The sequence below is a fragment of the Rhizobium etli 8C-3 genome (assembly GCF_001908375.1).
In the GTDB taxonomy this organism is placed as follows: Bacteria; Pseudomonadota; Alphaproteobacteria; order Rhizobiales; family Rhizobiaceae; genus Rhizobium; species Rhizobium etli_B.
In genome coordinates, this window is record NZ_CP017241.1 from 2,965,370 (window position 1) to 2,984,382 (window position 19,013).

At 60.1% G+C, this 19,013-nt stretch carries 22 protein-coding genes; 11 read left to right on the forward strand and 11 right to left on the reverse strand.

Annotated features, from left to right (window positions below):
• Positions 1-2 precede the first annotated feature (2 nt).
• Positions 3-905 (reverse strand): branched-chain amino acid ABC transporter permease, encoded by a 903-nt coding sequence (locus tag AM571_RS14860; RefSeq protein ID WP_074062069.1) that lies wholly within the window; start codon positions 903-905, stop codon positions 3-5.
• A 77-nt stretch (positions 906-982) separates the two neighbouring features.
• On the opposite strand from AM571_RS14860, the gene AM571_RS14865 reads away from it, so the two are divergent.
• Positions 983-1,303, forward strand: a complete 321-nt coding sequence (locus AM571_RS14865; RefSeq protein ID WP_074062070.1) for a hypothetical protein — start codon at positions 983-985, stop codon at positions 1,301-1,303.
• Here the strand turns inward: AM571_RS14865 and AM571_RS14870 are convergent.
• Positions 1,276-1,668, reverse strand: coding sequence for a VOC family protein (locus AM571_RS14870; protein WP_074062071.1), 393 nt, complete (start codon positions 1,666-1,668; stop codon positions 1,276-1,278). The two genes, AM571_RS14865 and AM571_RS14870, sit on opposite strands and share 28 nt — an antisense overlap.
• A 312-nt stretch (positions 1,669-1,980) precedes the next feature.
• On the opposite strand from AM571_RS14870, the gene AM571_RS14875 reads away from it, so the two are divergent.
• Complete coding sequence (locus AM571_RS14875) at positions 1,981-2,331, forward strand: methyltransferase family protein (protein ID WP_155774457.1); 351 nt, start codon at positions 1,981-1,983, stop codon at positions 2,329-2,331.
• Positions 2,332-2,455: 124 nt separating this feature from the next.
• Here AM571_RS14875 and AM571_RS14880 read toward each other — a convergent pair whose 3' ends face one another.
• Positions 2,456-3,145, reverse strand: coding sequence for a VOC family protein (locus AM571_RS14880; protein ID WP_074062072.1), 690 nt, complete (start codon positions 3,143-3,145; stop codon positions 2,456-2,458).
• 296 nt (positions 3,146-3,441) lie between these two features.
• Here AM571_RS14880 and cysQ point away from each other — a divergent pair, with 296 nt between their 5' ends.
• Positions 3,442-4,254 (forward strand): 3'(2'),5'-bisphosphate nucleotidase CysQ, encoded by an 813-nt coding sequence (gene cysQ / locus AM571_RS14885; RefSeq protein WP_074062073.1) that lies wholly within the window; start codon positions 3,442-3,444, stop codon positions 4,252-4,254.
• Between the two features lie 398 nt (positions 4,255-4,652).
• Complete coding sequence (locus tag AM571_RS14890) at positions 4,653-4,928, forward strand: DUF1153 domain-containing protein (protein WP_007533628.1); 276 nt, start codon at positions 4,653-4,655, stop codon at positions 4,926-4,928.
• A gap of 24 nt (positions 4,929-4,952) precedes the next feature.
• On the opposite strand, the gene AM571_RS14895 is transcribed toward AM571_RS14890, so the two are convergent.
• Positions 4,953-5,420 carry a paraquat-inducible protein A gene (locus AM571_RS14895; RefSeq protein ID WP_074062074.1) on the reverse strand — a complete coding sequence of 156 codons (468 nt, stop codon included), beginning with the start codon at positions 5,418-5,420 and terminating at the stop codon, positions 4,953-4,955.
• A gap of 107 nt (positions 5,421-5,527) precedes the next feature.
• Between AM571_RS14895 and AM571_RS14900 the strand changes: the two genes are divergently transcribed.
• Positions 5,528-5,806: a GNAT family N-acetyltransferase gene (locus tag AM571_RS14900; RefSeq protein ID WP_074062075.1), complete on the forward strand. Its 279-nt coding sequence runs from the start codon at positions 5,528-5,530 to the stop codon at positions 5,804-5,806.
• An 87-nt stretch (positions 5,807-5,893) separates the two neighbouring features.
• On the opposite strand, the gene AM571_RS14905 is transcribed toward AM571_RS14900, so the two are convergent.
• Entirely contained in the window at positions 5,894-6,244 is a 351-nt protein-coding gene (locus AM571_RS14905; RefSeq protein ID WP_074062076.1) for a flagellar export protein FliJ, read from the reverse strand.
• Between the two features lie 441 nt (positions 6,245-6,685).
• Between AM571_RS14905 and ctrA the strand changes: the two genes are divergently transcribed.
• Positions 6,686-7,387, forward strand: coding sequence for a response regulator transcription factor CtrA (gene ctrA, locus AM571_RS14910; RefSeq protein WP_003542362.1), 702 nt, complete (start codon positions 6,686-6,688; stop codon positions 7,385-7,387).
• 122 nt (positions 7,388-7,509) lie between these two features.
• Here the strand turns inward: ctrA and AM571_RS14915 are convergent, their stop codons facing one another.
• Both AM571_RS14915 and chpT read right to left on the reverse strand, forming a co-directional pair.
• A complete protein-coding gene (locus AM571_RS14915; protein ID WP_074062077.1) occupies positions 7,510-7,872 on the reverse strand; it encodes a response regulator in 363 nt (120 codons plus the stop codon).
• A 120-nt stretch (positions 7,873-7,992) separates the two neighbouring features.
• A complete protein-coding gene (gene chpT / locus AM571_RS14920) occupies positions 7,993-8,643 on the reverse strand; it encodes a histidine phosphotransferase ChpT (protein ID WP_196776285.1) in 651 nt (216 codons plus the stop codon).
• A 185-nt stretch (positions 8,644-8,828) separates the two neighbouring features.
• Here chpT and AM571_RS14925 point away from each other — a divergent pair, with 185 nt between their 5' ends.
• Both AM571_RS14925 and AM571_RS14930 read left to right on the forward strand, forming a co-directional pair.
• Entirely contained in the window at positions 8,829-9,425 is a 597-nt protein-coding gene (locus AM571_RS14925) for a DUF1134 domain-containing protein (RefSeq protein ID WP_074062079.1), read from the forward strand.
• A 120-nt stretch (positions 9,426-9,545) separates the two neighbouring features.
• A complete protein-coding gene (locus AM571_RS14930; RefSeq protein WP_074062080.1) occupies positions 9,546-10,700 on the forward strand; it encodes a hypothetical protein in 1,155 nt (384 codons plus the stop codon).
• A gap of 1 nt (position 10,701) precedes the next feature.
• On the opposite strand, the gene AM571_RS14935 is transcribed toward AM571_RS14930, so the two are convergent.
• On the reverse strand, positions 10,702-11,523 hold the full coding sequence (locus tag AM571_RS14935) for a TrmH family RNA methyltransferase (protein WP_074062081.1): 822 nt from the start codon (positions 11,521-11,523) through the stop codon (positions 10,702-10,704).
• 5 nt (positions 11,524-11,528) lie between these two features.
• A complete protein-coding gene (locus tag AM571_RS14940; RefSeq protein ID WP_074062082.1) occupies positions 11,529-11,912 on the reverse strand; it encodes a hypothetical protein in 384 nt (127 codons plus the stop codon).
• A gap of 37 nt (positions 11,913-11,949) precedes the next feature.
• Between AM571_RS14940 and AM571_RS14945 the strand changes: the two genes are divergently transcribed.
• Together AM571_RS14945 and rpoH are read left to right on the forward strand one after the other, a co-directional pair.
• Positions 11,950-12,975 carry an RluA family pseudouridine synthase gene (locus tag AM571_RS14945; RefSeq protein ID WP_074062083.1) on the forward strand — a complete coding sequence of 342 codons (1,026 nt, stop codon included), beginning with the start codon at positions 11,950-11,952 and terminating at the stop codon, positions 12,973-12,975.
• A 172-nt stretch (positions 12,976-13,147) separates the two neighbouring features.
• Positions 13,148-14,056: an RNA polymerase sigma factor RpoH gene (gene rpoH, locus AM571_RS14950; protein WP_074062084.1), complete on the forward strand. Its 909-nt coding sequence runs from the start codon at positions 13,148-13,150 to the stop codon at positions 14,054-14,056.
• Between the two features lie 167 nt (positions 14,057-14,223).
• Here the strand turns inward: rpoH and AM571_RS14955 are convergent, their stop codons facing one another.
• Positions 14,224-16,539, reverse strand: coding sequence for a hypothetical protein (locus AM571_RS14955; RefSeq protein WP_074062085.1), 2,316 nt, complete (start codon positions 16,537-16,539; stop codon positions 14,224-14,226).
• 62 nt (positions 16,540-16,601) lie between these two features.
• Positions 16,602-17,900 carry an adenylosuccinate synthase gene (locus tag AM571_RS14960; RefSeq protein WP_074062086.1) on the reverse strand — a complete coding sequence of 433 codons (1,299 nt, stop codon included), beginning with the start codon at positions 17,898-17,900 and terminating at the stop codon, positions 16,602-16,604.
• A 195-nt stretch (positions 17,901-18,095) separates the two neighbouring features.
• Between AM571_RS14960 and AM571_RS14965 the strand changes: the two genes are divergently transcribed.
• Entirely contained in the window at positions 18,096-19,013 is a 918-nt protein-coding gene (locus AM571_RS14965) for a DMT family transporter (protein WP_074062087.1), read from the forward strand.

Genomic DNA, 19,013 nt, shown 5'->3' on the forward strand with positions numbered 1-19,013 from the left:
TGTTATACCTTCTCGACTTCCGGCCGTCCGAGAATGCCGGTCGGCTTGAAGATCAGGACGAAAGCGAGGATCGCAAAGGTCGCGACATCCTTGTAGGCGATCGTGAAATAGGCGGACCAGAGCGATTCGATGAGGCCGATCATCAGTCCGCCGAGAACGGCACCCGGCAACGAGCCGATGCCGCCGAGAACGGCTGCGGTAAATGCCTTGACGCCCGGCGTGAAGCCGTCGTTGAACGAGGCGACGCCATAATACATCAGGTACATCGTGCCGGCGACAGCGGCGAGCGCAGCACCCATGATGAAGGTGATGGAGATCGTCTGATCGACGTTGACGCCGAGAAGAGCGGCCATCTTGCGGTCCTGCTCCGTCGCGCGCTGGGCGCGTCCGAGGGCCGTGCGGTTGACGATGTACCAGAAGGCGGCCAACAGCACCACGGTGATGAGGATGATGATGATCTGCTTCAGCGAGACCGAAATACCGCCGATATTGTAGACCGAACCGACGAGCGGCGGAATCGGCTTGTTGCGCGGACCCTGCGTCACCTGGATGAAGTTGGACAGCGTGATCGACATGCCGATGGCGGTGATCAGCGGCGCCAGGCGGAAGGAACCGCGCAGCGGCCTATATGCAACACGCTCGATCGTCCAATTCCACAAACTCGTCATCAGCATCGCAACGATAAGCATCAGCAGCAGAAGAACTGCGACCGGAAAGCCTGCAAAGATGGATGTGAGAACGAGAAAGACGATAAGAGCGGCGAAACCACCGAGCATGAAGATATCGCCGTGGGCGAAATTGATCATGCCGATAATGCCATAAACCATCGTGTAGCCAATAGCGACAAGGCCATAGATGGATCCGAGCGTCAGCCCATTGAAGAGCTGCTGGACGAAATACTCCATATGTCATTTCCCCTGGATGCGAGCCAACATGACTGCATCTCTTTTTGGTCTGTAGTTCCCTTTTATCGGAACCTCATATGCGGCATCCATACCGTTTTCCGCGAAAATGTGAAGACAAAAAGGCTTTACTGGGTCAGATTCTTGGCGAAACGGACGTAAATGGCGCGTTTCGCCCCAAAATCCACATTAAAGAGGCATTCCCTGAGGAAATTTTAGTCAGAACCCGGCTGTGGATTGGCCAGATCGCCTGCGAGGTGGGCAAGGTGGGCAGCCTTAAGCATGACACTTATTCCATAAAACCGGAACTTTTGGGAAATTCCTACGAAAATCCACGGCCCGAGGCGAAAATCGTTTCAATCGACGGCAATTCTCACGGATTCCAGCCGCCGCTGCCGTAAGGACGCGTGATGATTTCGAGCAGGTGTCCGTTCGGATCTTCAAAATAGAGACCGCGTCCGCCGTCGTGGTCATTGGTTTCGCCCGGCTTCTTCTGGCCGGGATCGGCCCAGTAGCGCAGCTTCCGCTCTCGAAGCCGATCAAATATCGCGTCGAATTCAGCCTCGCCGACCAGGAAGGCGTAGTGTTGGCTGACGATCTCACCTTTCGTATCCATGTAGTCGAGATTGGCATCGTTGTCGGTCGTGACCATGTAGAACGGCCCCCAGTGCCGCGGCGGCGGCAGGCCCAACATGTCAGCCAGGAAATCTGCCGAGGCCTTGCTGTCTCGGGCCGACAGGATCGTATGGTTGAAGTGGACGGCCATGTTGGTCTCGCGGAAATGGAGGGAGCTGCAACGCCGTGGGGTTTGCCGGTTAACACGCCCGCCCGCCTCTTTGTTCCGGGCGGCCGCACTTTGAGCCACCCTCTTGACGCCGCACTGACTTCAATTCTCTTTCGAAGCGACGTAGACTCGAAGCGCTGGAGGGCCCTGGCAGGCCAGGGAGATCGGACGGAGGCATGAACGAGGTGAGCGGGAACTGGCGCGACAGCTCAGGCGCGGATTGCCTGGGCGCTCGCCCTCATTGGCGGGTTCGCGCTCGACTGGCTCTATCGGCTGCCTTTCCTGCCGACGGCCATGCCGGCCGGTGCGCTCGGCGGCATCGTGTTCCTCGCCGGTCTGGCACTGCTGGTCTGGGCGGCGGGAACCTTCCGCCGTGCAGGCACGCAGATTCAGACCACCCGGCCAACGTCGACGATCGTCGAGGAGGGCCCTTACCGTTTCACGCGCAACCCGATCTATATCGGCATGTTTCTCGGCCTCATCGGCGTCGCCATCGCCATCGACAGCCTGTGGCTCATCCTCGTATTGGTGCCGTTCTATCTCGTCATCCGCTATGGCGTGGTCGCCCGCGAGGAGGCCTATCTCGAGCGGAAGTTCGGCGACGTCTATCTCGCCTACAAAGCCCGCGTCCGGCGATGGCTGTAGCGGCGGCGAGAACCCGACTGCGGAGCGGGTCGAGACGCGACATTTGCGGCATCATCGGCAAGGTCCGGTCCCTGTGGCGCAAATGCCTCGCAAGGACCATTGTGGTTGCCGTACCAGTTACCCCTTACAGCGGCAGCTGCTTGCCGGCCTGCTCGCTGACAATGTACTCGGCGTACCAGTCCGGCCAATCCTCGTCGTGCTCGCCCGTCAGCTTCTCGTGCTCGCCGTGCGCGGTCGCCGCACGCCGCAGGGCGGCCGCGAGCTCTTTGGAGGAGGTGAATGTCGTGTCGTCGGCGTCCACGCGTCCGGGCAATCGGGCGGTGATCTCCTGGAGCAACCAGCCGTTACCGTCTGGATCGCTGAATGAGGCGAACGAGCGGTAGCTGCGATTGTCGGGATCCGGACCAGGGACCCGGAGCCGCCCAAGCAGGTAGGGTTCGTCGGGGCCGGCATACTCGCCGCTGGCGTCGTGGAACACTTCGCTGACCCCGACCCCACGATCGAGCAAATCGCGCCGGGCGGCCTTGATGTCGGAGACGATCAAGTACAGGCCCTGCGCGGAGCCGGGTGATGCTGCGGTGACGTTCTGGCCGAAGATAACCGAGCACCCGGAGCCAGGCGGCGTGAACTGGATCACGCGGAAGCCCTCTTCGGCGGCGAAGTCGGCGTCGAGCCTCCAACCCAGATCGCTGTAAAAGCTCTTAGCACGATCCACATCCGAAACAGGAATAACCACGATCTCGAGCTTCATGTCGATCCCTCGAGTTCTGAGGCTCTCGACAACGGTTTTTCCATGCTCCTGGCTATTGCTCATGTGGAGCTCCTTAGGTTGGCATCCTTCAGGGCGGCGTAACATGCCAGGGGAGTGGATCACAGCGGAGACGTGCAGTCGAATCAAATATGATGTTGTGCTAATGAACCCTGGCCTCATCAGGGAGAACTCCGATTGTCCTGATGAGATAACCGTTTGCTCCTCGCATGGCCCTTGGGTCACTAGCTATTTTCTCGAATGACAGCCATGCCCGGCGCAAAAGGGTGGCTCGATCACCATATATGTCTTTATATACGACTTCATATTGCTTGCGGATGCTGACATCCGTCGAGGGGAACATGTTAGCGATATTCGAAAAGGCGGCCCTTGAGGCGGGTAGAACGATCATCGCCATCTTCGAAGAAGGGTGCGCTGTCGCGACGAAAGCAGATTCAAGTCCCGTGACACGCGCGGACGAAGAAGCGGAGCGGATCATCCTGGCCCATCTTGCCCAAAGCTATCCGGACATTCCGGTAATTGCCGAAGAATCGGTGGCGGCCGGCCACGTGCCGGATATCGAGGGAAAGGCTTTCTTCCTTGTCGACCCGCTCGACGGCACGCGCGAGTTTGTCGACAGGCGGCCGGAATTCACGGTCAACATTGCCTATGTGGACCATGGCGTGCCGCTTGCCGGCTTCGTCTACGCGCCGGCACTGGCTGTTGCTTTTGCAGGCAAGGCAGGACACGCCGAAAAGCTCCTCATCGGAGCCGATTTTACCGTGACGGAACGCATTGCAATCACGGTCCGCGCACCACCAGCCACGCGCCTGGCGCTTGCCAGCCGCAGCCACAAGAGCCCCGCAACCGACAGCTTTCTCATCGACCAGTCGATCTTCGAATGCACCAATATCGGCTCTTCGCTGAAATTCTGCCTGCTTGCAGAGGGAAAGGCCGACGTCTATCCGCGTTTCGGCCGGACGATGGAATGGGATACGGCGGCGGGCGACGCGGTCCTGCGCGCTGCCGGCGGCACGACCGTTACCATGGACGGATTACCGCTGACCTACGGCAAAACCGGCGGCAAGGCGGATTTCGACTTCGCCAATCCCGACTTCATCTCCTGGGGCGGCAAGGACCGGGCTGTGCCGCTGCGCACGGCTTTGCAGCCTTAAGATCAAAAGCGGGACATGCAGCCGGCCGTGACGGCGAAGGCGGCCCTCCCGCCCGAAACACCGCTCGAGGGCAACGGTTTTCGGGCTGCTCATTCCATCAGCGAACACCGCCATCTTGCGTCGTCCAGCCTGCAAGCGGCACCCGACTCTCGATCATTGCGACCGGCACCGCCCACTGCGCGTTCAGCGTCGGAAAGAACGCGGGTAAGCGCCATCGGTAATATGGATTCGGCATGGGAGCCATGCATCCGGTACAGATTGACGCTGCGGCATGCAGGCCACCGAGGCGAGCGGTGGGGCAGCTAAAGTTGTTATCAAAGTGTTACTGTGCGCTTAGGCAATTTTTAAATGTGACAAGCTAGAGTGCCCGCGTGGTCTTGAGTTGTGTAGAGAGTCCAATGACCGAAATGATACGTCCCCGAGTAAAATATGTCATCGGCCCCGATGGCAGCCCGCTGACGATTGCGGATCTTCCGCCGCCGAATACCCGGCGCTGGGTTATCCGTCGCAAGGCTGAGGTTGTCGCCGCGGTACGCGGTGGCCTGTTGAGCTTGGAAGAAGCCTGCGAGCGTTACACGCTCACCGTCGAAGAATTCCTGTCCTGGCAGTCGTCGATCAACAGTCACGGCCTTGCCGGCCTGCGAACGACGCGTATCCAGCAATACCGTCACTGAACCATCTGCCTCAGGCAAAGGCGTTTATCTCGGGCCGGACGCATTTCCCTGAAGGGAGTGAAGAAGGCCCGAAATTATTGTTGACGCCGCGTAGCACCACAGTCCGGGTTGGGTAAAAGCATCCGCAAGGCCCGTCGTCTTCGCCGCCGCAATCACGATCGCCACCAGTAAAACGTCCATCATCGACCACTTGGAGAGATACGGTACGGCGTGACGATAAAACCAGCTGCCGGTCCCGCCGCCGGCAGCCGTCGCCTCGGCGGCAATGCCGATGATCTTGAGGATCGGCAATACGATTGACACGATTGCGACGATCAGCGCGAGCGGAATATCCCCTCCGCTCCAGAGCGAAGCAACGATCTCCACCAGCGACGGCGTTTCATCGAAGAAGTAGAGCTTCTCGAATCGGATCAGAGGCAGTACCAGCCCAAGCGCCAGGAAGAATGGTGCTGCAGCAAGCAGTACCGGCCGGATTCCCACCAGTCTTCTCATCGAATTCCCCTCGGATTGAACACTGTGTCGTCTCCTCGACCGGCTTGGCATGGCATGGCCGACATGTCACGGTCTGCCTAGCAACATCGGTTTTCGGAGAAAATACAATGGATATTCGCAGCGAAGACAATGCCTCGGGCGGCCGGTATGTGGCCAAGGTCGACGGACACGAAGCCGAGATGAGCTATTCCCGCACGTCGCCGAAGCTCGTCATCATCGATCACACCGGCGTGCCGGATGCCCTGCGCGGCAAAGGCGTGGGTCAGGCGCTTGCGCTTTATGCCGTCGAAGAGGCAAGAAAGGGCGGCTGGAAGATCTTTCCGCTCTGCCCGTTCTTCAAGGCGCAATCACAACGCCACCAGGAATGGCGCGACGTGGTGAACTGACAGCACCAAAAGCCATGTATGACGGACTTACGGTCCGTCATACATGGCTTCTTGAGGACGCCGCAGCCGGCGTCCGCGGCCGATCGATCAGGCGCGGGCCCGAATGGCGCTGTCGCGCTCTTCGAGCGCGGTAGCGCGGGCATATTCCGCCTGCATCTCCTCGAGCGCCTGCTCCAGCGACTCTTCCTGCATCTTCAATTCCTTGATGGAAACCTGAAGATTGTCGGCGCGCTGGCGAGCCGCCTTTGCGAAGGTCGGGTAGGCGAAGTGATTCGGGTCGGAAATGCCGGATTTCTTCTCTTCGATGACGATCTGACTCTCCAGATCCTTCGTCATTCGTTCGAATTCCGACATCATCATCTGCAATTGCTGCAGCTGACGTCGTTTTTCGTTCACCTGAAACTCCTTCAGGCGAACTAGGCTCTCACGCGACTTCATACGCATTACTCCAGTGATGCGAGATCCCGGCTCAACTAAAATTGCCCTTGCGCACCGGTTTGAAACGGCCTGCCAAAAAAATTTCCGTCGGTATTAACAAAAACCTACCGCTGGTAACCTTTCGTTTACGGGCATCGTTAATGATAGTGCCGATGATTTAAGGGTCGGTAAACATCACTACGCGATTTCCAGATCCTGTTCATTGGTGAGTCGAATGAATCGCTTACCGGCCGTTCTTAATGTGAAAGTTAAGGAATTGGCGTTGCGGATTCTCATTGGAAAACAGCGAAATGGGGAAATTGCTTAATAAATTCGTTACCTCTTGCCAGAGTGAATCAGAATTTGTTAACCATTTCGTGGCAGCTTCCAAATCACGCAGTGAAGTATTCGGTATCGCGTAGGGGGCCAGACCACCTTTCGGCGGCGGTAAAGGGGATAATAATGCGGGTACTACTTATCGAAGACGACAGCGCGACAGCGCAGAGCATCGAACTGATGCTGAAATCCGAAAGCTTCAACGTCTACACCACCGATCTCGGTGAGGAAGGCGTCGATCTCGGCAAACTGTATGATTACGACATCATCCTTCTCGATCTGAACCTTCCCGACATGTCCGGATATGAAGTGCTGCGCACTCTCCGCCTGTCCAAGGTCAAGACACCAATCCTGATCCTCTCCGGCATGGCAGGCATTGAAGACAAGGTCCGCGGCCTCGGTTTCGGCGCCGACGACTACATGACAAAGCCGTTCCACAAGGACGAATTGGTCGCACGCATCCACGCGATCGTCCGCCGTTCCAAGGGCCATGCCCAGTCGGTCATCATGACCGGCGAGTTGATCGTGAACCTCGACGCCAAGACCGTTGAAGTCGGCGGCCAGCGTGTTCACCTGACCGGCAAGGAATATCAGATGCTGGAGCTGCTTTCGCTCCGCAAGGGCACGACCCTGACCAAGGAAATGTTCCTCAACCACCTTTACGGGGGCATGGACGAGCCCGAGTTGAAGATCATCGACGTTTTCATCTGCAAGCTGCGCAAGAAGCTCGCAAATGCTGCCGGCGGCGCAAACTACATCGAAACCGTCTGGGGCCGCGGCTACGTTCTGCGCGAGCCGGATGGCGCCGAATACGCCGAAACCGCCTGAGACGCCGAATTCCCCTTTTCGATCATGAGATATCCCGCTCCGGCGGGATTTTTCGTCTTGATGCACGACTTGCAATGGCCAAGCCGCCCGCAGGCGGCTTAAACCTTGAAGAATAAAGGGAATCAGGCGGCGATCGCGCGGTTGCCGAAGACGGCAGTCAGAATCTTGCGGTCGAAGGGCTTCAGCAGGAAGTCGGTGGCGCCTGCCCGCTTGCCCATCATCAGCTTCTTGAGATCGGCCTCGATCACGCAGTAGTAGATCTTGACGTCCTTGCCGCCCTCCATCTCCCGGATAGCGCAGATCAGTTCGAGGGCGCCGTCCATGCCGGAATCGACGATCATGTATTCGGGAAGCTCGGCCTGGCAGCGCGAAAGTGCTTCGCTTGCGTTGGAGGCCTCACTGACAAGGAAATCGAGTTCGGAAAGGATACGCTTTCCGACTTTGCGGACGACATCCGAACTATCAGTGATCATGAACCGCTGCATGCCTGCTCCTTCGCTCCACTTCTACTCCAGTGGGGCTTCCTCAGTCCTTGAGAATAGGTCCATTAGGCTAAGGAAGTGTTACCCGGGACGTGACAAGGCTGCAGCGATGCAACCATGACGCTAGGCAGAAACCGTCTCCGCGGTGAAGATGATTTCTTCGCCCGTCGCGCTGTGGCCGAGCTCCATGCCGCACTCTTCGGCAAGCAGGACCGTGTAGTAAGGCTGGATCGAATGTGCATCGATCGCCTCCTCGACCTGGCCGGACGTGATTTCCACGAACTTCGCCGGCAGGCGCATCAGCTTGCCCTTGGCGACGATCTTGAACCTGGCGTCGAACTCTGGATTCTCAAGCGTCACCTCCAGCGAACCGCCGCGCGGGATCGAGGAATAGGCAACCAGGAAGAGATTGAGCAGCAGCTTGACGCGATTTTTCGCGACGATGGCGCGTGGCCCGTTCCAGGTCACCTCGGTCTTCTTTTCGGCGGCTGCGAAGTCCTTGGCTGCGCGCTCTGCCTCGCCGGTATCGATCGAAGCGCCGACCGAACCGGAGGCGCCAAACGCGAGCCGTGCAAATTTCAGGCGAACCGAGGCATTGAGCGCACTCGTGCGGATGAGGTCCATGGCGTCCGAATCGGCGCCGCCTTCGTCCAGCAGCTCGAGACCATTGTTGATCGCGCCGACGGGCGAGATGACGTCATGGCAAACACGGCTGCAAAGCAGCGCGGCCAGATCCGGGCCGGTCAATGTCATATTGGGGTTCTTGGACATCATCGTCTCCTAAAGGCGGCAAGAGTCTTCCCGCCTATCATGCTTGATCAAAATTGCACGAAGTTTGCGCCGTACTCGTCGCCATAATGACACCATATTTGGTAAACCGATTGTTAAGACGATCCGCGCAAAATGCATTCACTGCCGGAAACGGCTCATCGAACCGACCATGATGAACGGATGACACCATGCGCCTTCAATTCCCCGGAAGATTTATGGGCTTTTGCCGGCTCTTCGTCGCATTGGCCATTCAAGCATTCGTGCTCTCCGCGCAGCAGGCGGCAGCACAGCAGGCCAACAGCAATCAATACACCATGCAGGAGATCGTCGACGCTGGCCATTCCTTTTTCGGATCGACCAGCGGCGGACTGGCAAAGGTCGTTGAAGCGGCCTTTCAAAAATACGGTCTGCCCAACGGTTACGTTTTGGGACAGGAAGGGTCCGGCGCCTTCATCGCCGGCCTGACCTACGGGGAAGGCCAGCTCAACACCAAGAACGCCGGCGCGCATTCGCTCTACTGGCAGGGACCGTCTCTCGGCATCGACTACGGCGGCCAGGGCACGCGCGTCATGATGCTTGTCTACGACCTGCCTTCGATCGACAGCATCTATGCCCGCTTCGGCGGTGTCAGCGGCCAGGCTTTCGTGATTGCCGGCTTTGGCATGACGCTGCTCAAGAACAACAATGTTCTGGTGGTTCCGATCCGGACCGGTGTCGGCGCCCGCCTGGGCATCAACGTCGGCTATCTGAAAATCACGCCCGGCCCGACCTGGAACCCCTTCTAAGACCGCGTTCGGCGGCGGGATTCTTGCCCGCCGTCACCTATCCGCCACTTGCTCTAGGCGCAGCGCGTGCTTTAATCATTGGCGCTGACGCAAATCAAACCTTAACGCAGTGGCCGCGCCGTGATCGAATATGCTCTTCTGTTCGGACTGGGTTTCCTGACGGCGGCGTTCCTCGTCTTCCTGATCTCGCCTGCAATCCATCGCCGCATCGTCTGGTACACGGAAAACCGCATGAAGGCGACAATGCCCCTCACCCCGCAGGAAGTCCGGGCGCAGAAGGACATGGTACGGGCGCTCTACGCTGCGGAGAATGCCAGAACCGCACAGGACCTGATACGCGAGCGCGAAAAATCCCTGTCCCTGCAGCTTCGCCATGATTCCCTTGCGCTCGATGCCGGCCGTTTGTCCTCCCAGCTTAGTGCATTGCAGGGGCAGATTGCCGATCTGAACGTCGAGGCTGCCGAAATGCGCTCCCACCTGCGCAAGGACGAGACCTATATCAGCCAGCTGAAGACGAGCTTGCATATCGCCGAACAGGCGAGTTCTGCGAAGGAAAGCGAGATCGAGGCGCTGCGAACGCGCCTCAGCAAGCTCGCCGAGCAGGCGGACAACCTCAAAATCGACATAGCAGCGCGCGAAACCGAGATCGAAAGTCTGAAATTCCATGCAAATGCGCTGCGCGCCGAACGCGACACGTTGCGCCAGGACGTCAATCTTGTGCAGAAGCGGGCCAAAGACGCCGAGCAGAAGCTGACGCAGCAGGAGCATTTGGTGATCCGCCTGGAAGACAAATCCGCGCGCGAGACAGCTGCCGCTGCCGACAAGGAAGCGCTTCTCGGCCGCCGCCAGCAGGAAATCGCCAAGCTCAAGGAGCAGGTAAAGTCGCTCAATGCCAGCCTGCGCAAGGCAAACCGCGTGCTTTTCGATGCGGGTCTGGCGACGGTCGAAACCAAAGGGGAGGAACTGATGCAGGAAGAATCTCCGGCTTCCGAACTTGATTCAGCAGCGGTTGCCGCCCGCCTTGCCGAAGAAGTTCGCGCCCGCAGTGCCGCCATTTCCGATCGCATTTCAAATGCGAAGGCAACGACGGGCAACGACAGCGCCATGCGCGAAGAAATCGCCTCGATCGCCGCCGGCATGGTGGCGCTGACGGCGCTTAACGAGGGGCCATCCTCGCCGATCCGAGACCTTCTGCCGGCGGATGCGGGCAACGAAGAGGGTGAACGCGTGAGCCTTGCCCAGCGTGCCGCAACGATCCTGTCGCAGCCCGGCTGATTTAAAGACGATCGGCCGCAGATGCCATCGCGAACAAAGCGATGCCGGTCGCCGTCGCGACGTTGAGACTGTCGAGGCGGGCAGATTGTGGAACGCGTGCGCTCCTGAAGCGCGCCAGGACAGCTTGCGGCAACCCATCTCCCTCCGTACCGACCACCAGAGCCATGCGACCTGAAGGTGCTATCGCCCGTATATCGGTCTTGCCGCGCGGCGATAGCGTCCAGATATCGAAACCGCGTTCGCTTAGTGCCGCGAGGATATCGAGAGCACTGCTGCCCCGCTGATAGGGAATGCTCAGCACTGAGCCCACGGAGACACGCATCGCCTTGCGGTAAAGCGGGTCGCAGGAGGTCTCGTCGAGGAAGACCGCGTCCGCGTTGAAGGCGGCCGCATTGCGGAACATCGACCCGGCATTGTCGTGATTGGAAATACCGCAGCCAACGAGCACGAGCGCGCGCTCCGGCAGGCTGTCGAGCAGGTTCTGGCTCTCGGCGATGCGCCGGCCGAGCGCCAGCACGCCGCGATGCAGATCAAAGCCGACGATGCTGTTAAGAACATCCGCATCGGCGACATAGACCGGGACATCCTCCGGCAAGCGCGCAAGAATGTCTGCGACGCCTTCGGCGCGGTTTCGCAGCAGCAGGACTTTCTCGGCCTCGAAACCGCGTCTCGCAGCGTGGGCTTCGGCCAGCATGCGCAGCACGACGGTGCCCTCGGCAATGAAACGGTTCTGCCTGCCCGTCAGGTCGCGTTCTCGGATCGCGCGGAATTCCGCAATGCGCGGATCATCGGCGCTTTCGACCGTCATCGGCGCGGCAGCCATCGGCCTTAGTTGCCGGCGACGGTGATGTCGGCGACGAGCCGACCCGCCGCAATGTCGAAGACCAGTGCCTTGCGCTTGCCGTCGATTGATTGGCCGAAGAACAGGATCTGGCTTCCCGACAGCGACGTGGACTGCACGGCGAACCCGAGCGGCAGGGAGACTGTGGATCTGACCGGTGAATCGGATGGAACGTTGGAACCCGAGATAGGTGCCGTTTCTGCCGGTTCTGCCTTCATCGTCTTGTAGACAACGGCCCCGAAGACCGCCATAAGGCTCACGAACATGATGGCGCCGGAGACGATCTGCAGGCGGACCATCTTGCGCCGGACATTTTCCATTGCCGGGTCAAGGGGCTGTTCTTCCTGATCGTCCAGCTCGATTTTCGTCATCGTGGTGTCCTATGAAATACTTCGGAGAAGACGCGTCTTGAGCGACCCCTTTAAACAAGCATCCGGCATTAGGAAAGTCCTGACTGCCGATGAGAATGCCGAAGGCCGCCTCGACGCCTGGCTGACGGCTCAGCTTGGCGAGGAGTTTTCCCGAAGCCGCGTCAAGGTCTTGATCAAGGATGGCCAGCTGCTCGTGAACGGCGCCGTCGTGCTCGATCCGCAAAAAAAGGTGCGCTCGGGCGACAATCTCGAACTTCTGCTCCCCGAGCCGGAAGACCCGACGCCGAAGGGTGAAGACATACCGCTCGACATCCTTTACGAGGACGACGACCTCATCGTCATCTCCAAACCGGCCGGCCTGGTCGTACATCCGGCCGCTGGAAACTGGACGGGAACCCTCGTCAATGCGCTGATCCACCACTGCGGCGACAGCCTGTCGGGCATCGGCGGCGTCCGGCGGCCAGGCATCGTGCATCGGCTCGACAAGGACACGACCGGCGTCATGGTCGTTGCCAAGAACGATATTGCACATCGCCACCTGTCGCTCCAGTTTGCCGATCATGGCCGAACCATGCCGCTGGAGCGCGCCTATCAGGCAATCGTCTGGGGCCGGCCGCGCTCGCTTACGGGCACGATCGATGCGCCGCTCGGCCGTTCCACCGGCGACCGTACGCGCCGCTCCGTCAAGCGTCCCGACAGCCAGGACGCCGACGAGGCCATCACGCATTACTCAGTGCTGGAACGCTTCCACGAGAATCCGGATGCAACAGCGCTTGCCGCCCTTGTCGAATGCCATCTGGAGACCGGCCGCACGCATCAGATTCGCGTCCATATGGCCCATATCGGCCATCCCCTGCTTGGCGATACAGTCTATGGCGCGCATTTCAGAACCAAGGCCAATCTGCTGCCCGATGAAGCACGCAAAGTCGTCAACAGCTTCGCCCGTCAGGCGCTGCATGCCTACATGCTGCAGTTCGAGCATCCCCGCACGGGTGAACTCATGCATTTCGAAGTGCCACTTCCTGAAGATATGGTGGAACTCGCAGAAGCGCTTCGCCGTTAGCGATATAACGTCTTCGTGAAGGCGTTTGCTGGGCTTGAACCGCTGTTCCGCCACACTTATCTGTATGTTGACCTAGTGCGGGCTTGGATTTGAGCCGCACGTCCCGGTTCGCCTGTTCCGACGCGGGGACGCGTTCCATCGGGAACCGGAATCTACATAGGAGGGTGCAATCATGGCCCGCAATACCTTGCCGTCCATTACCGCCGGCGAAGCCGGTCTCAATCGTTATCTCGACGAGATCCGCAAGTTTCCGATGCTCGAGCCGCAGCAGGAATATATGCTGGCAAAGCGTTATTCCGAGCACGGCGACCGCGAAGCTGCCCATAAACTCGTCACCAGTCACCTGCGTCTTGTTGCCAAGATCGCGATGGGCTACCGCGGCTACGGCCTGCCGATCGGCGAAGTCGTATCCGAAGGCAATGTCGGCCTCATGCAAGCCGTCAAGAAGTTCGATCCGGAGCGCGGCTTCCGTCTGGCCACCTACGCCATGTGGTGGATCAAGGCTTCGATCCAGGAATACATCCTGCGCTCGTGGTCGCTGGTGAAGATGGGCACGACTGCCAACCAGAAGCGCCTGTTCTTCAACCTGCGCCGCCTCAAGGGCCGGATCCAGGCAATCGACGAAGGCGACCTGAAGCCTGAGCATGTCGCGGAGATCGCAACGAAACTGAACGTCTCCGAGGAGGAAGTCGTTTCGATGAACCGCCGCCTTTCCGGCGACGCTTCGCTGAACGCGCCGATCAAGGCCTCCGAAGGCGACAGCGGCCAGTGGCAGGATTGGCTCGTGGACGACCACGACAGCCAGGAAGAAGTGCTGATCGAGCAGGACGAGCTCGAAACGCGCCGTCGCATGCTCTCAAAGGCGATGGGCGTTCTGAACGACCGAGAACGCCGCATCTTCGAAGCACGCCGCCTTGCCGACGAACCGGTCACGTTGGAAGATCTGTCGACGGAATTCGACATCAGCCGCGAACGGGTGCGCCAGATCGAAGTCCGCGCCTTCGAAAAGGTGCAGGACGCGGTGCGCAAGGAAGCGCTGGAACGGGCAAACGCGGTCCGCGTCGTCGAAGCCACGGCATAATCGGGTCCTTGCCTCGAAAGAATGGAAAGCCGCTTGCCGCAGATCGCGGCAGGCGGCTTTCGTCATCTGAACTTTGCAGCAGGCTTCCGGTATGACGGCTTCATCCCGCAACCGGCAGCGCCCGGTTGGATCAGGTCATCAGCATCGCGCATCAGGCGACGAGCGCGTTACTGGCTCGTGCTCACGTCGCCGAGCGCCGTCCATTCTTTGATGGCCGTATTGAAGGCTGCTATGCCTGTCGGTCCCTTCTGCATCGTGATCAGCGCGCGGCGGCCGTTGCGATAGGTGATGGGAATATCGATCCAGTCACGCGTCGAAAGCAGATCGAGGTTCGCCTTGCGGGCATCTGGATAGTCGTTCAGCGCGATCATGTGGAAGTCGTCTGTGATTTTCGCAGGAACAGCAATTAGCGGGTCACCGCGATCCTGCTCCGTTCGCTTCATCGAAATGCGTTGGACGCTATCGATGCTGCCGCCTTCGAAATTCGGCGGCAGCGAGAAGACGATCTCGACAAGATGGCTCGCCGGGAGTGACGGATCGGAGTTGCGCTTGAAGGTCACGAGGGCCGAAAGATTGCGCTCCGGCACCGTCACATTGGCCTGCACAGTCGATTCTTGCTTGCCGCCCTGGCCGGCTTCATGCTGGACGCTCCAGGCGACGCCCCCCTGGATCGCCGTTGGCGAGCTCTGGCCGATCCGCTCCTCGTAGAGGAACATCTTCTCGCTCGAACCGGCCGGAACCTGCTGCGGGGCAGCAGCCGGGCCGTTCGGCGTCAGCGTCTCGGCGGATGCAGCACCTGACTGTACGGGCGGAGCCGGCGCGGTGGATGCGACATTCTGCTCGGCGACCGACTTGCCTTCGGCGGTCGGCGTACCGGGCATGGCAGCCGGGCCGTTGTCGACTTCCGTACCGTCTGCCATCAGGCGCTGGTTGAACTTGTCGTTGACCGAAGAGCCGTCATCGAGCGAGGCAACCTGCCGGTCAGGTTCGGCGGGCTTGGCCGCTTCGGTGTTGGTTGGCGAAGGGGTCGCCGGCGTCTGGTTCTGCGTAGCGGCGGGCTCGGTTTCGGCCGTCTTGGACGGAGCGGCGCTCACCAGGTCGTCAACCATGGCGATCAACTGGGCACGGTTCATCCATGCGGCATAGGCACCACCGCCCAGCACTGCCAACACGCCGATAACGGCAATGATCGTGCCGATACCGAAACGGCGGCGCTTCGGTTCCATGCGGAAATTCTTGTTCTGCAGTTTTGCGGCAACGATCTGGTCGATATCGGCAGCCGGCGCCGCATCGTCGTCTTCGGCAACGACGCCGCGGCGACCGTAGCCTCGAAGAGCAGTGGCTTCCTGCCACTCTTGCCCCGGAACGTCGGCGGCAGGCGCCGCAGGCTTGCCGTGGATCTCGGCGAACAGGTCCGAATCGTCGAAGTGCGCCGCGACGGGAGCCTTCTTGCTGTTGGTGCCCGCCTCGATTGGCGGCAGATCGTCAAAGGCGGCGGCTTCCCAGGAAAAGCCCTCGTTGGCGGCCGGCATCTTTGCGGGCGGCGGTATCTGGAGACCGGCAATGGCTTCCTCGAAGGCGCGTGCGTGGTCGTTGGCCGACTCCGCTGGCGGAACGCTTTCCGAGAAGTTCCTGACCTCTTCCGTGGCCCATGCAACCTCTGCGTCTTTCGGTGGCTCGGCCGGAGTTTCACCAGCCGGTTCGGCCCAGACGGGATCGAAATGCGCAATCGTTTCGGCCTGCAGCGGCTCCTCGCGGCTGTGCTCGACGAACTCCTGGGGCTTTTCGAAGGTGACGAACGGCTCGACAAGCCGGTTCGACGGATTGTATTCGCCGGCCGGACGAAGGGGGCCCGGTTCGACAGCCGAACCGTCCTCGACGGCAGGCGCATCCTCGAGATACTCCTCCGGTGGAACGGCATGTTCCTCGACCGGCACTTCGTCTTGATGGGACGCAACCCATTCCTCGGGAGGTACTGCTTCCGCCTCAGCGGCAGCAGCAACTTCCTCGACCGGGCGGTCCCATCGTTCTTCTTCTTGTTCTTCCGGAGGGGCCGCCTCTTCCTGCGGTTCAGCCTGAGGCTCCTCGTGCCGGTACTGCGCCGGTTCATCCGCTTTAGCGAAATGGTCTTCTACGCCCGGTTCTGCGGCAACCGGTTCGTCAGCAACCCCGTCTTCAGCCGGCTCCGGCGCGGCAGCATAGTCTGCTGGCGGCTCGGAAACAGGCTCTTCATGGGCAGGCGCAGCAATGGCTGGCTCATTTTCCGGCAATGCCTCGGAGTGCTCGGCCTCCACCTCCCGGATAGCAGCATCCAACTTGTCGAGCTGGCGCTGCAGCATCGCTTCCGGCGGGCGCGGCTTCATGTTTTCGAGCTGCCGCTGCACCGCGCTGCGGGCACGCTCGTAAACCTTCGCCCGCATCTCGGGAGTGTTTTCAGCCAGGCCGTCAACCGCCCGCCGGATAACTGCAATAAAATCAGCCATTAGTTACTTTTCTCGAGAGGCCCGATTCTCGACTGGGCCAGAATCCATAATGACCCGCGACATTAATCCTCAAACGGATCAGTCACAAGTATGGTGTCATCGCGCTCGGGGCTTGTGGACAGAAGCGCGACAGGCGCACCGATCAGCTCCTCGACCTGGCGTACATATTTGATCGCCTGCGCAGGCAGGTCGGCCCAGCTGCGGGCGCCGACGGTCGATTCCTTCCAGCCTTCCAGCGCGATGTAAACCGGCTCCACGCGAGCCTGCGCTGCCTGGCTTGCCGGCAAATGGTCGATCTGCTCACCGTCGAGCATGTAGCCGACGCAGATCTTCAACTCGTCGAGACCGTCAAGCACGTCCAGCTTCGTCAGCGCAATGCCGGTAATGCCGTTGGTCGCGACCGACTGGCGCACAAGCGCCGCATCGAACCAGCCGCAACGGCGCTTGCGGCCCGTCACCGTACCGAATTCATGGCCCTTCTCACCAAGGAACTGGCCGACCGAATCATTGAGTTCCGTCGGGAACGGACCTTCGCCGACGCGCGTCGTGTAGGCCTTGGTAATGCCGAGGATATAGCCGAGAGCACCAGGTCCCATGCCGGAGCCGGCAGCAGCCTGGCCGGCGACCGTATTCGACGAGGTCACGAAGGGATAGGTACCATGGTCGATGTCGAGCAAGCTGCCCTGCGCGCCTTCGAAAAGAATGCGCGCGCCCTTGCGGCGCTCCTTGTCGAGGAGCAGCCAGACCGTTTCGCGGAAGGGAAGCACGCGATCGGCAACCGACGTCAGCTCCGTCATGATCGCCTCGTGGCTCACCTCGTCAACGCCCAGGCCCCTGCGAAGCGCGTTGTGGTGGGTGAGGATACGATCGACCTTGCCCGGGAGCGCCTCCAGATCGGCGAGATCCATGACGCGGATCGCGCGGCGGCCGACCTTGTCTTCATAGGCCGGGCCGATCCCGCGGCGCGTCGTGCCGATCTTCGTGCCGCTGTTGGAGGCGGCATCTTCGCGATAGGCGTCGAGCTCGCGGTGCAGCGAGAGGATCAGCGTGGCGTTGTCGGCGATGCGCAGGTTGTCAGGAGAAATCCTGACGCCCTGTTTTTCCAGTTTCTCGATCTCTGCAATCAGTGCATGCGGATCGACGACGACGCCGTTTCCGATCACCGCCATCTTGCCCGGGCGCACGACGCCGGAAGGCAACAGCGACAGCTTGTAGCTCGTGCCGTCGATGACAAGCGTATGGCCGGCATTGTGTCCGCCCTGATAGCGCACAACGATATCCGCACGTTCGGAAAGCCAATCGACAATCTTGCCCTTGCCTTCGTCACCCCATTGCGAACCGACCACGACTACGTTCGTCATCCAACTCTTCCTGTTACCGGCGGATTATCCGCACTCTGCTCAAACCCGCGCATCTATAAAGCTTTGTTTTTTGGAAAGCGACCCTGTTATCGGGGCCAAATGGGCTTTTTACGTGACAAATCAGCCGGTCCCGGGCTATTGCCGGTCCATCGGCAGCCATCCGAACGACTTTTCAGAAGACGGAAAGAATCATCCTTGCATATCACGGCCTATATTTGTCTCGCCATTGCGACGCTGTGCTGGGGTGGAAACACCGTCGCCGGAAAGCTGGCGCTTGGCCATGTAAGTCCCATGACGCTGACTTTCCTGCGCTGGACAATTGCAACCGCGCTCATCGCCGCGGTCTCGCTTCCGCAGATCAAGAAGGACTGGCCGGTCGTGCGCAAGAAGCTGCCACTGCTGCTTTTGTACGGCATGGTCGGCTATACGCTCTTCAACGCCATGCTTTATTCGGCGGTGAAATACACGACCGCCATCAATGTCGCGATCGAGCAGGCCGGCATCCCGATGCTGATCTTCCTGCTCAACCTGATTTTCTTCCGCACCGGCGTCTCTGCCGCGCAGATCGCCGGCTTCGGCATGACGCTCCTCGGCGTGGCCCTGACCGCCTCCCATGGCGATGTCGCAGCGCTTCTGAAGCTCGGCCTCAACCGCGGCGACGCCTTGATGCTGGTGGCCGTGGCCGCCTATTCGATCTACACGATCTTTCTGCGCTGGAAGCCGCCGGTCGACTGGCGCACGCTCATGGCCTTTCCCGCTCTTGCGGCGGCGCTGACGTCGCTGCCACTGCTTTTTTGGGAAAATGCGGCTGGCAATGTCCAGATGCCGGACGGCAGAGGCTGGATCATCACGTTCTACACGGCAATCTTCGCCTCCCTGGTTGCGCAGATCCTCTATATCAAAGGCGTGGAGTGGATCGGCGCCAATCGGGCCGGCCTCTTCATCAATCTCGTTCCGGTTTTCGGCACGCTTTTGTCAGTGCTTTTGCTTGGCGAGGAATTGCAGCTCTTCCATATCGTCTCGCTGGTCTTGACGCTGGGCGGCATTGCGATCGCTGAGAAGGGACGCCCAAAGCATTCGGCTTCGACCGCCCCCGCCTCGCCTATGGACTAG

What these genes read in the sequence shown, in the direction of transcription:
- AM571_RS14860 (WP_074062069.1), bottom strand. Translation starts at nt 905, where the DNA reads ATGGAGTATTTCGTCCAGCAGCTCTTCAATGGGCTGACGCTCGGATCC.
- AM571_RS14865 (WP_074062070.1), top strand. Translation starts at nt 983, where the DNA reads ATGCGGCATCCATACCGTTTTCCGCGAAAATGTGAAGACAAAAAGGCT.
- AM571_RS14870 (WP_074062071.1), bottom strand. Translation starts at nt 1,668, where the DNA reads ATGGCCGTCCACTTCAACCATACGATCCTGTCGGCCCGAGACAGCAAG.
- AM571_RS14875 (WP_155774457.1), top strand. Translation starts at nt 1,981, where the DNA reads ATGCCGGCCGGTGCGCTCGGCGGCATCGTGTTCCTCGCCGGTCTGGCA.
- AM571_RS14880 (WP_074062072.1), bottom strand. Translation starts at nt 3,145, where the DNA reads ATGAGCAATAGCCAGGAGCATGGAAAAACCGTTGTCGAGAGCCTCAGA.
- cysQ (WP_074062073.1), top strand. Translation starts at nt 3,442, where the DNA reads ATGTTAGCGATATTCGAAAAGGCGGCCCTTGAGGCGGGTAGAACGATC.
- AM571_RS14890 (WP_007533628.1), top strand. Translation starts at nt 4,653, where the DNA reads ATGACCGAAATGATACGTCCCCGAGTAAAATATGTCATCGGCCCCGAT.
- AM571_RS14895 (WP_074062074.1), bottom strand. Translation starts at nt 5,420, where the DNA reads ATGAGAAGACTGGTGGGAATCCGGCCGGTACTGCTTGCTGCAGCACCA.
- AM571_RS14900 (WP_074062075.1), top strand. Translation starts at nt 5,528, where the DNA reads ATGGATATTCGCAGCGAAGACAATGCCTCGGGCGGCCGGTATGTGGCC.
- AM571_RS14905 (WP_074062076.1), bottom strand. Translation starts at nt 6,244, where the DNA reads ATGAAGTCGCGTGAGAGCCTAGTTCGCCTGAAGGAGTTTCAGGTGAAC.
- ctrA (WP_003542362.1), top strand. Translation starts at nt 6,686, where the DNA reads ATGCGGGTACTACTTATCGAAGACGACAGCGCGACAGCGCAGAGCATC.
- AM571_RS14915 (WP_074062077.1), bottom strand. Translation starts at nt 7,872, where the DNA reads ATGCAGCGGTTCATGATCACTGATAGTTCGGATGTCGTCCGCAAAGTC.
- chpT (WP_196776285.1), bottom strand. Translation starts at nt 8,643, where the DNA reads ATGATGTCCAAGAACCCCAATATGACATTGACCGGCCCGGATCTGGCC.
- AM571_RS14925 (WP_074062079.1), top strand. Translation starts at nt 8,829, where the DNA reads ATGCGCCTTCAATTCCCCGGAAGATTTATGGGCTTTTGCCGGCTCTTC.
- AM571_RS14935 (WP_074062081.1), bottom strand. Translation starts at nt 11,523, where the DNA reads ATGGCTGCCGCGCCGATGACGGTCGAAAGCGCCGATGATCCGCGCATT.
- AM571_RS14940 (WP_074062082.1), bottom strand. Translation starts at nt 11,912, where the DNA reads ATGACGAAAATCGAGCTGGACGATCAGGAAGAACAGCCCCTTGACCCG.
- rpoH (WP_074062084.1), top strand. Translation starts at nt 13,148, where the DNA reads ATGGCCCGCAATACCTTGCCGTCCATTACCGCCGGCGAAGCCGGTCTC.
- AM571_RS14955 (WP_074062085.1), bottom strand. Translation starts at nt 16,539, where the DNA reads ATGGCTGATTTTATTGCAGTTATCCGGCGGGCGGTTGACGGCCTGGCT.
- AM571_RS14960 (WP_074062086.1), bottom strand. Translation starts at nt 17,900, where the DNA reads ATGACGAACGTAGTCGTGGTCGGTTCGCAATGGGGTGACGAAGGCAAG.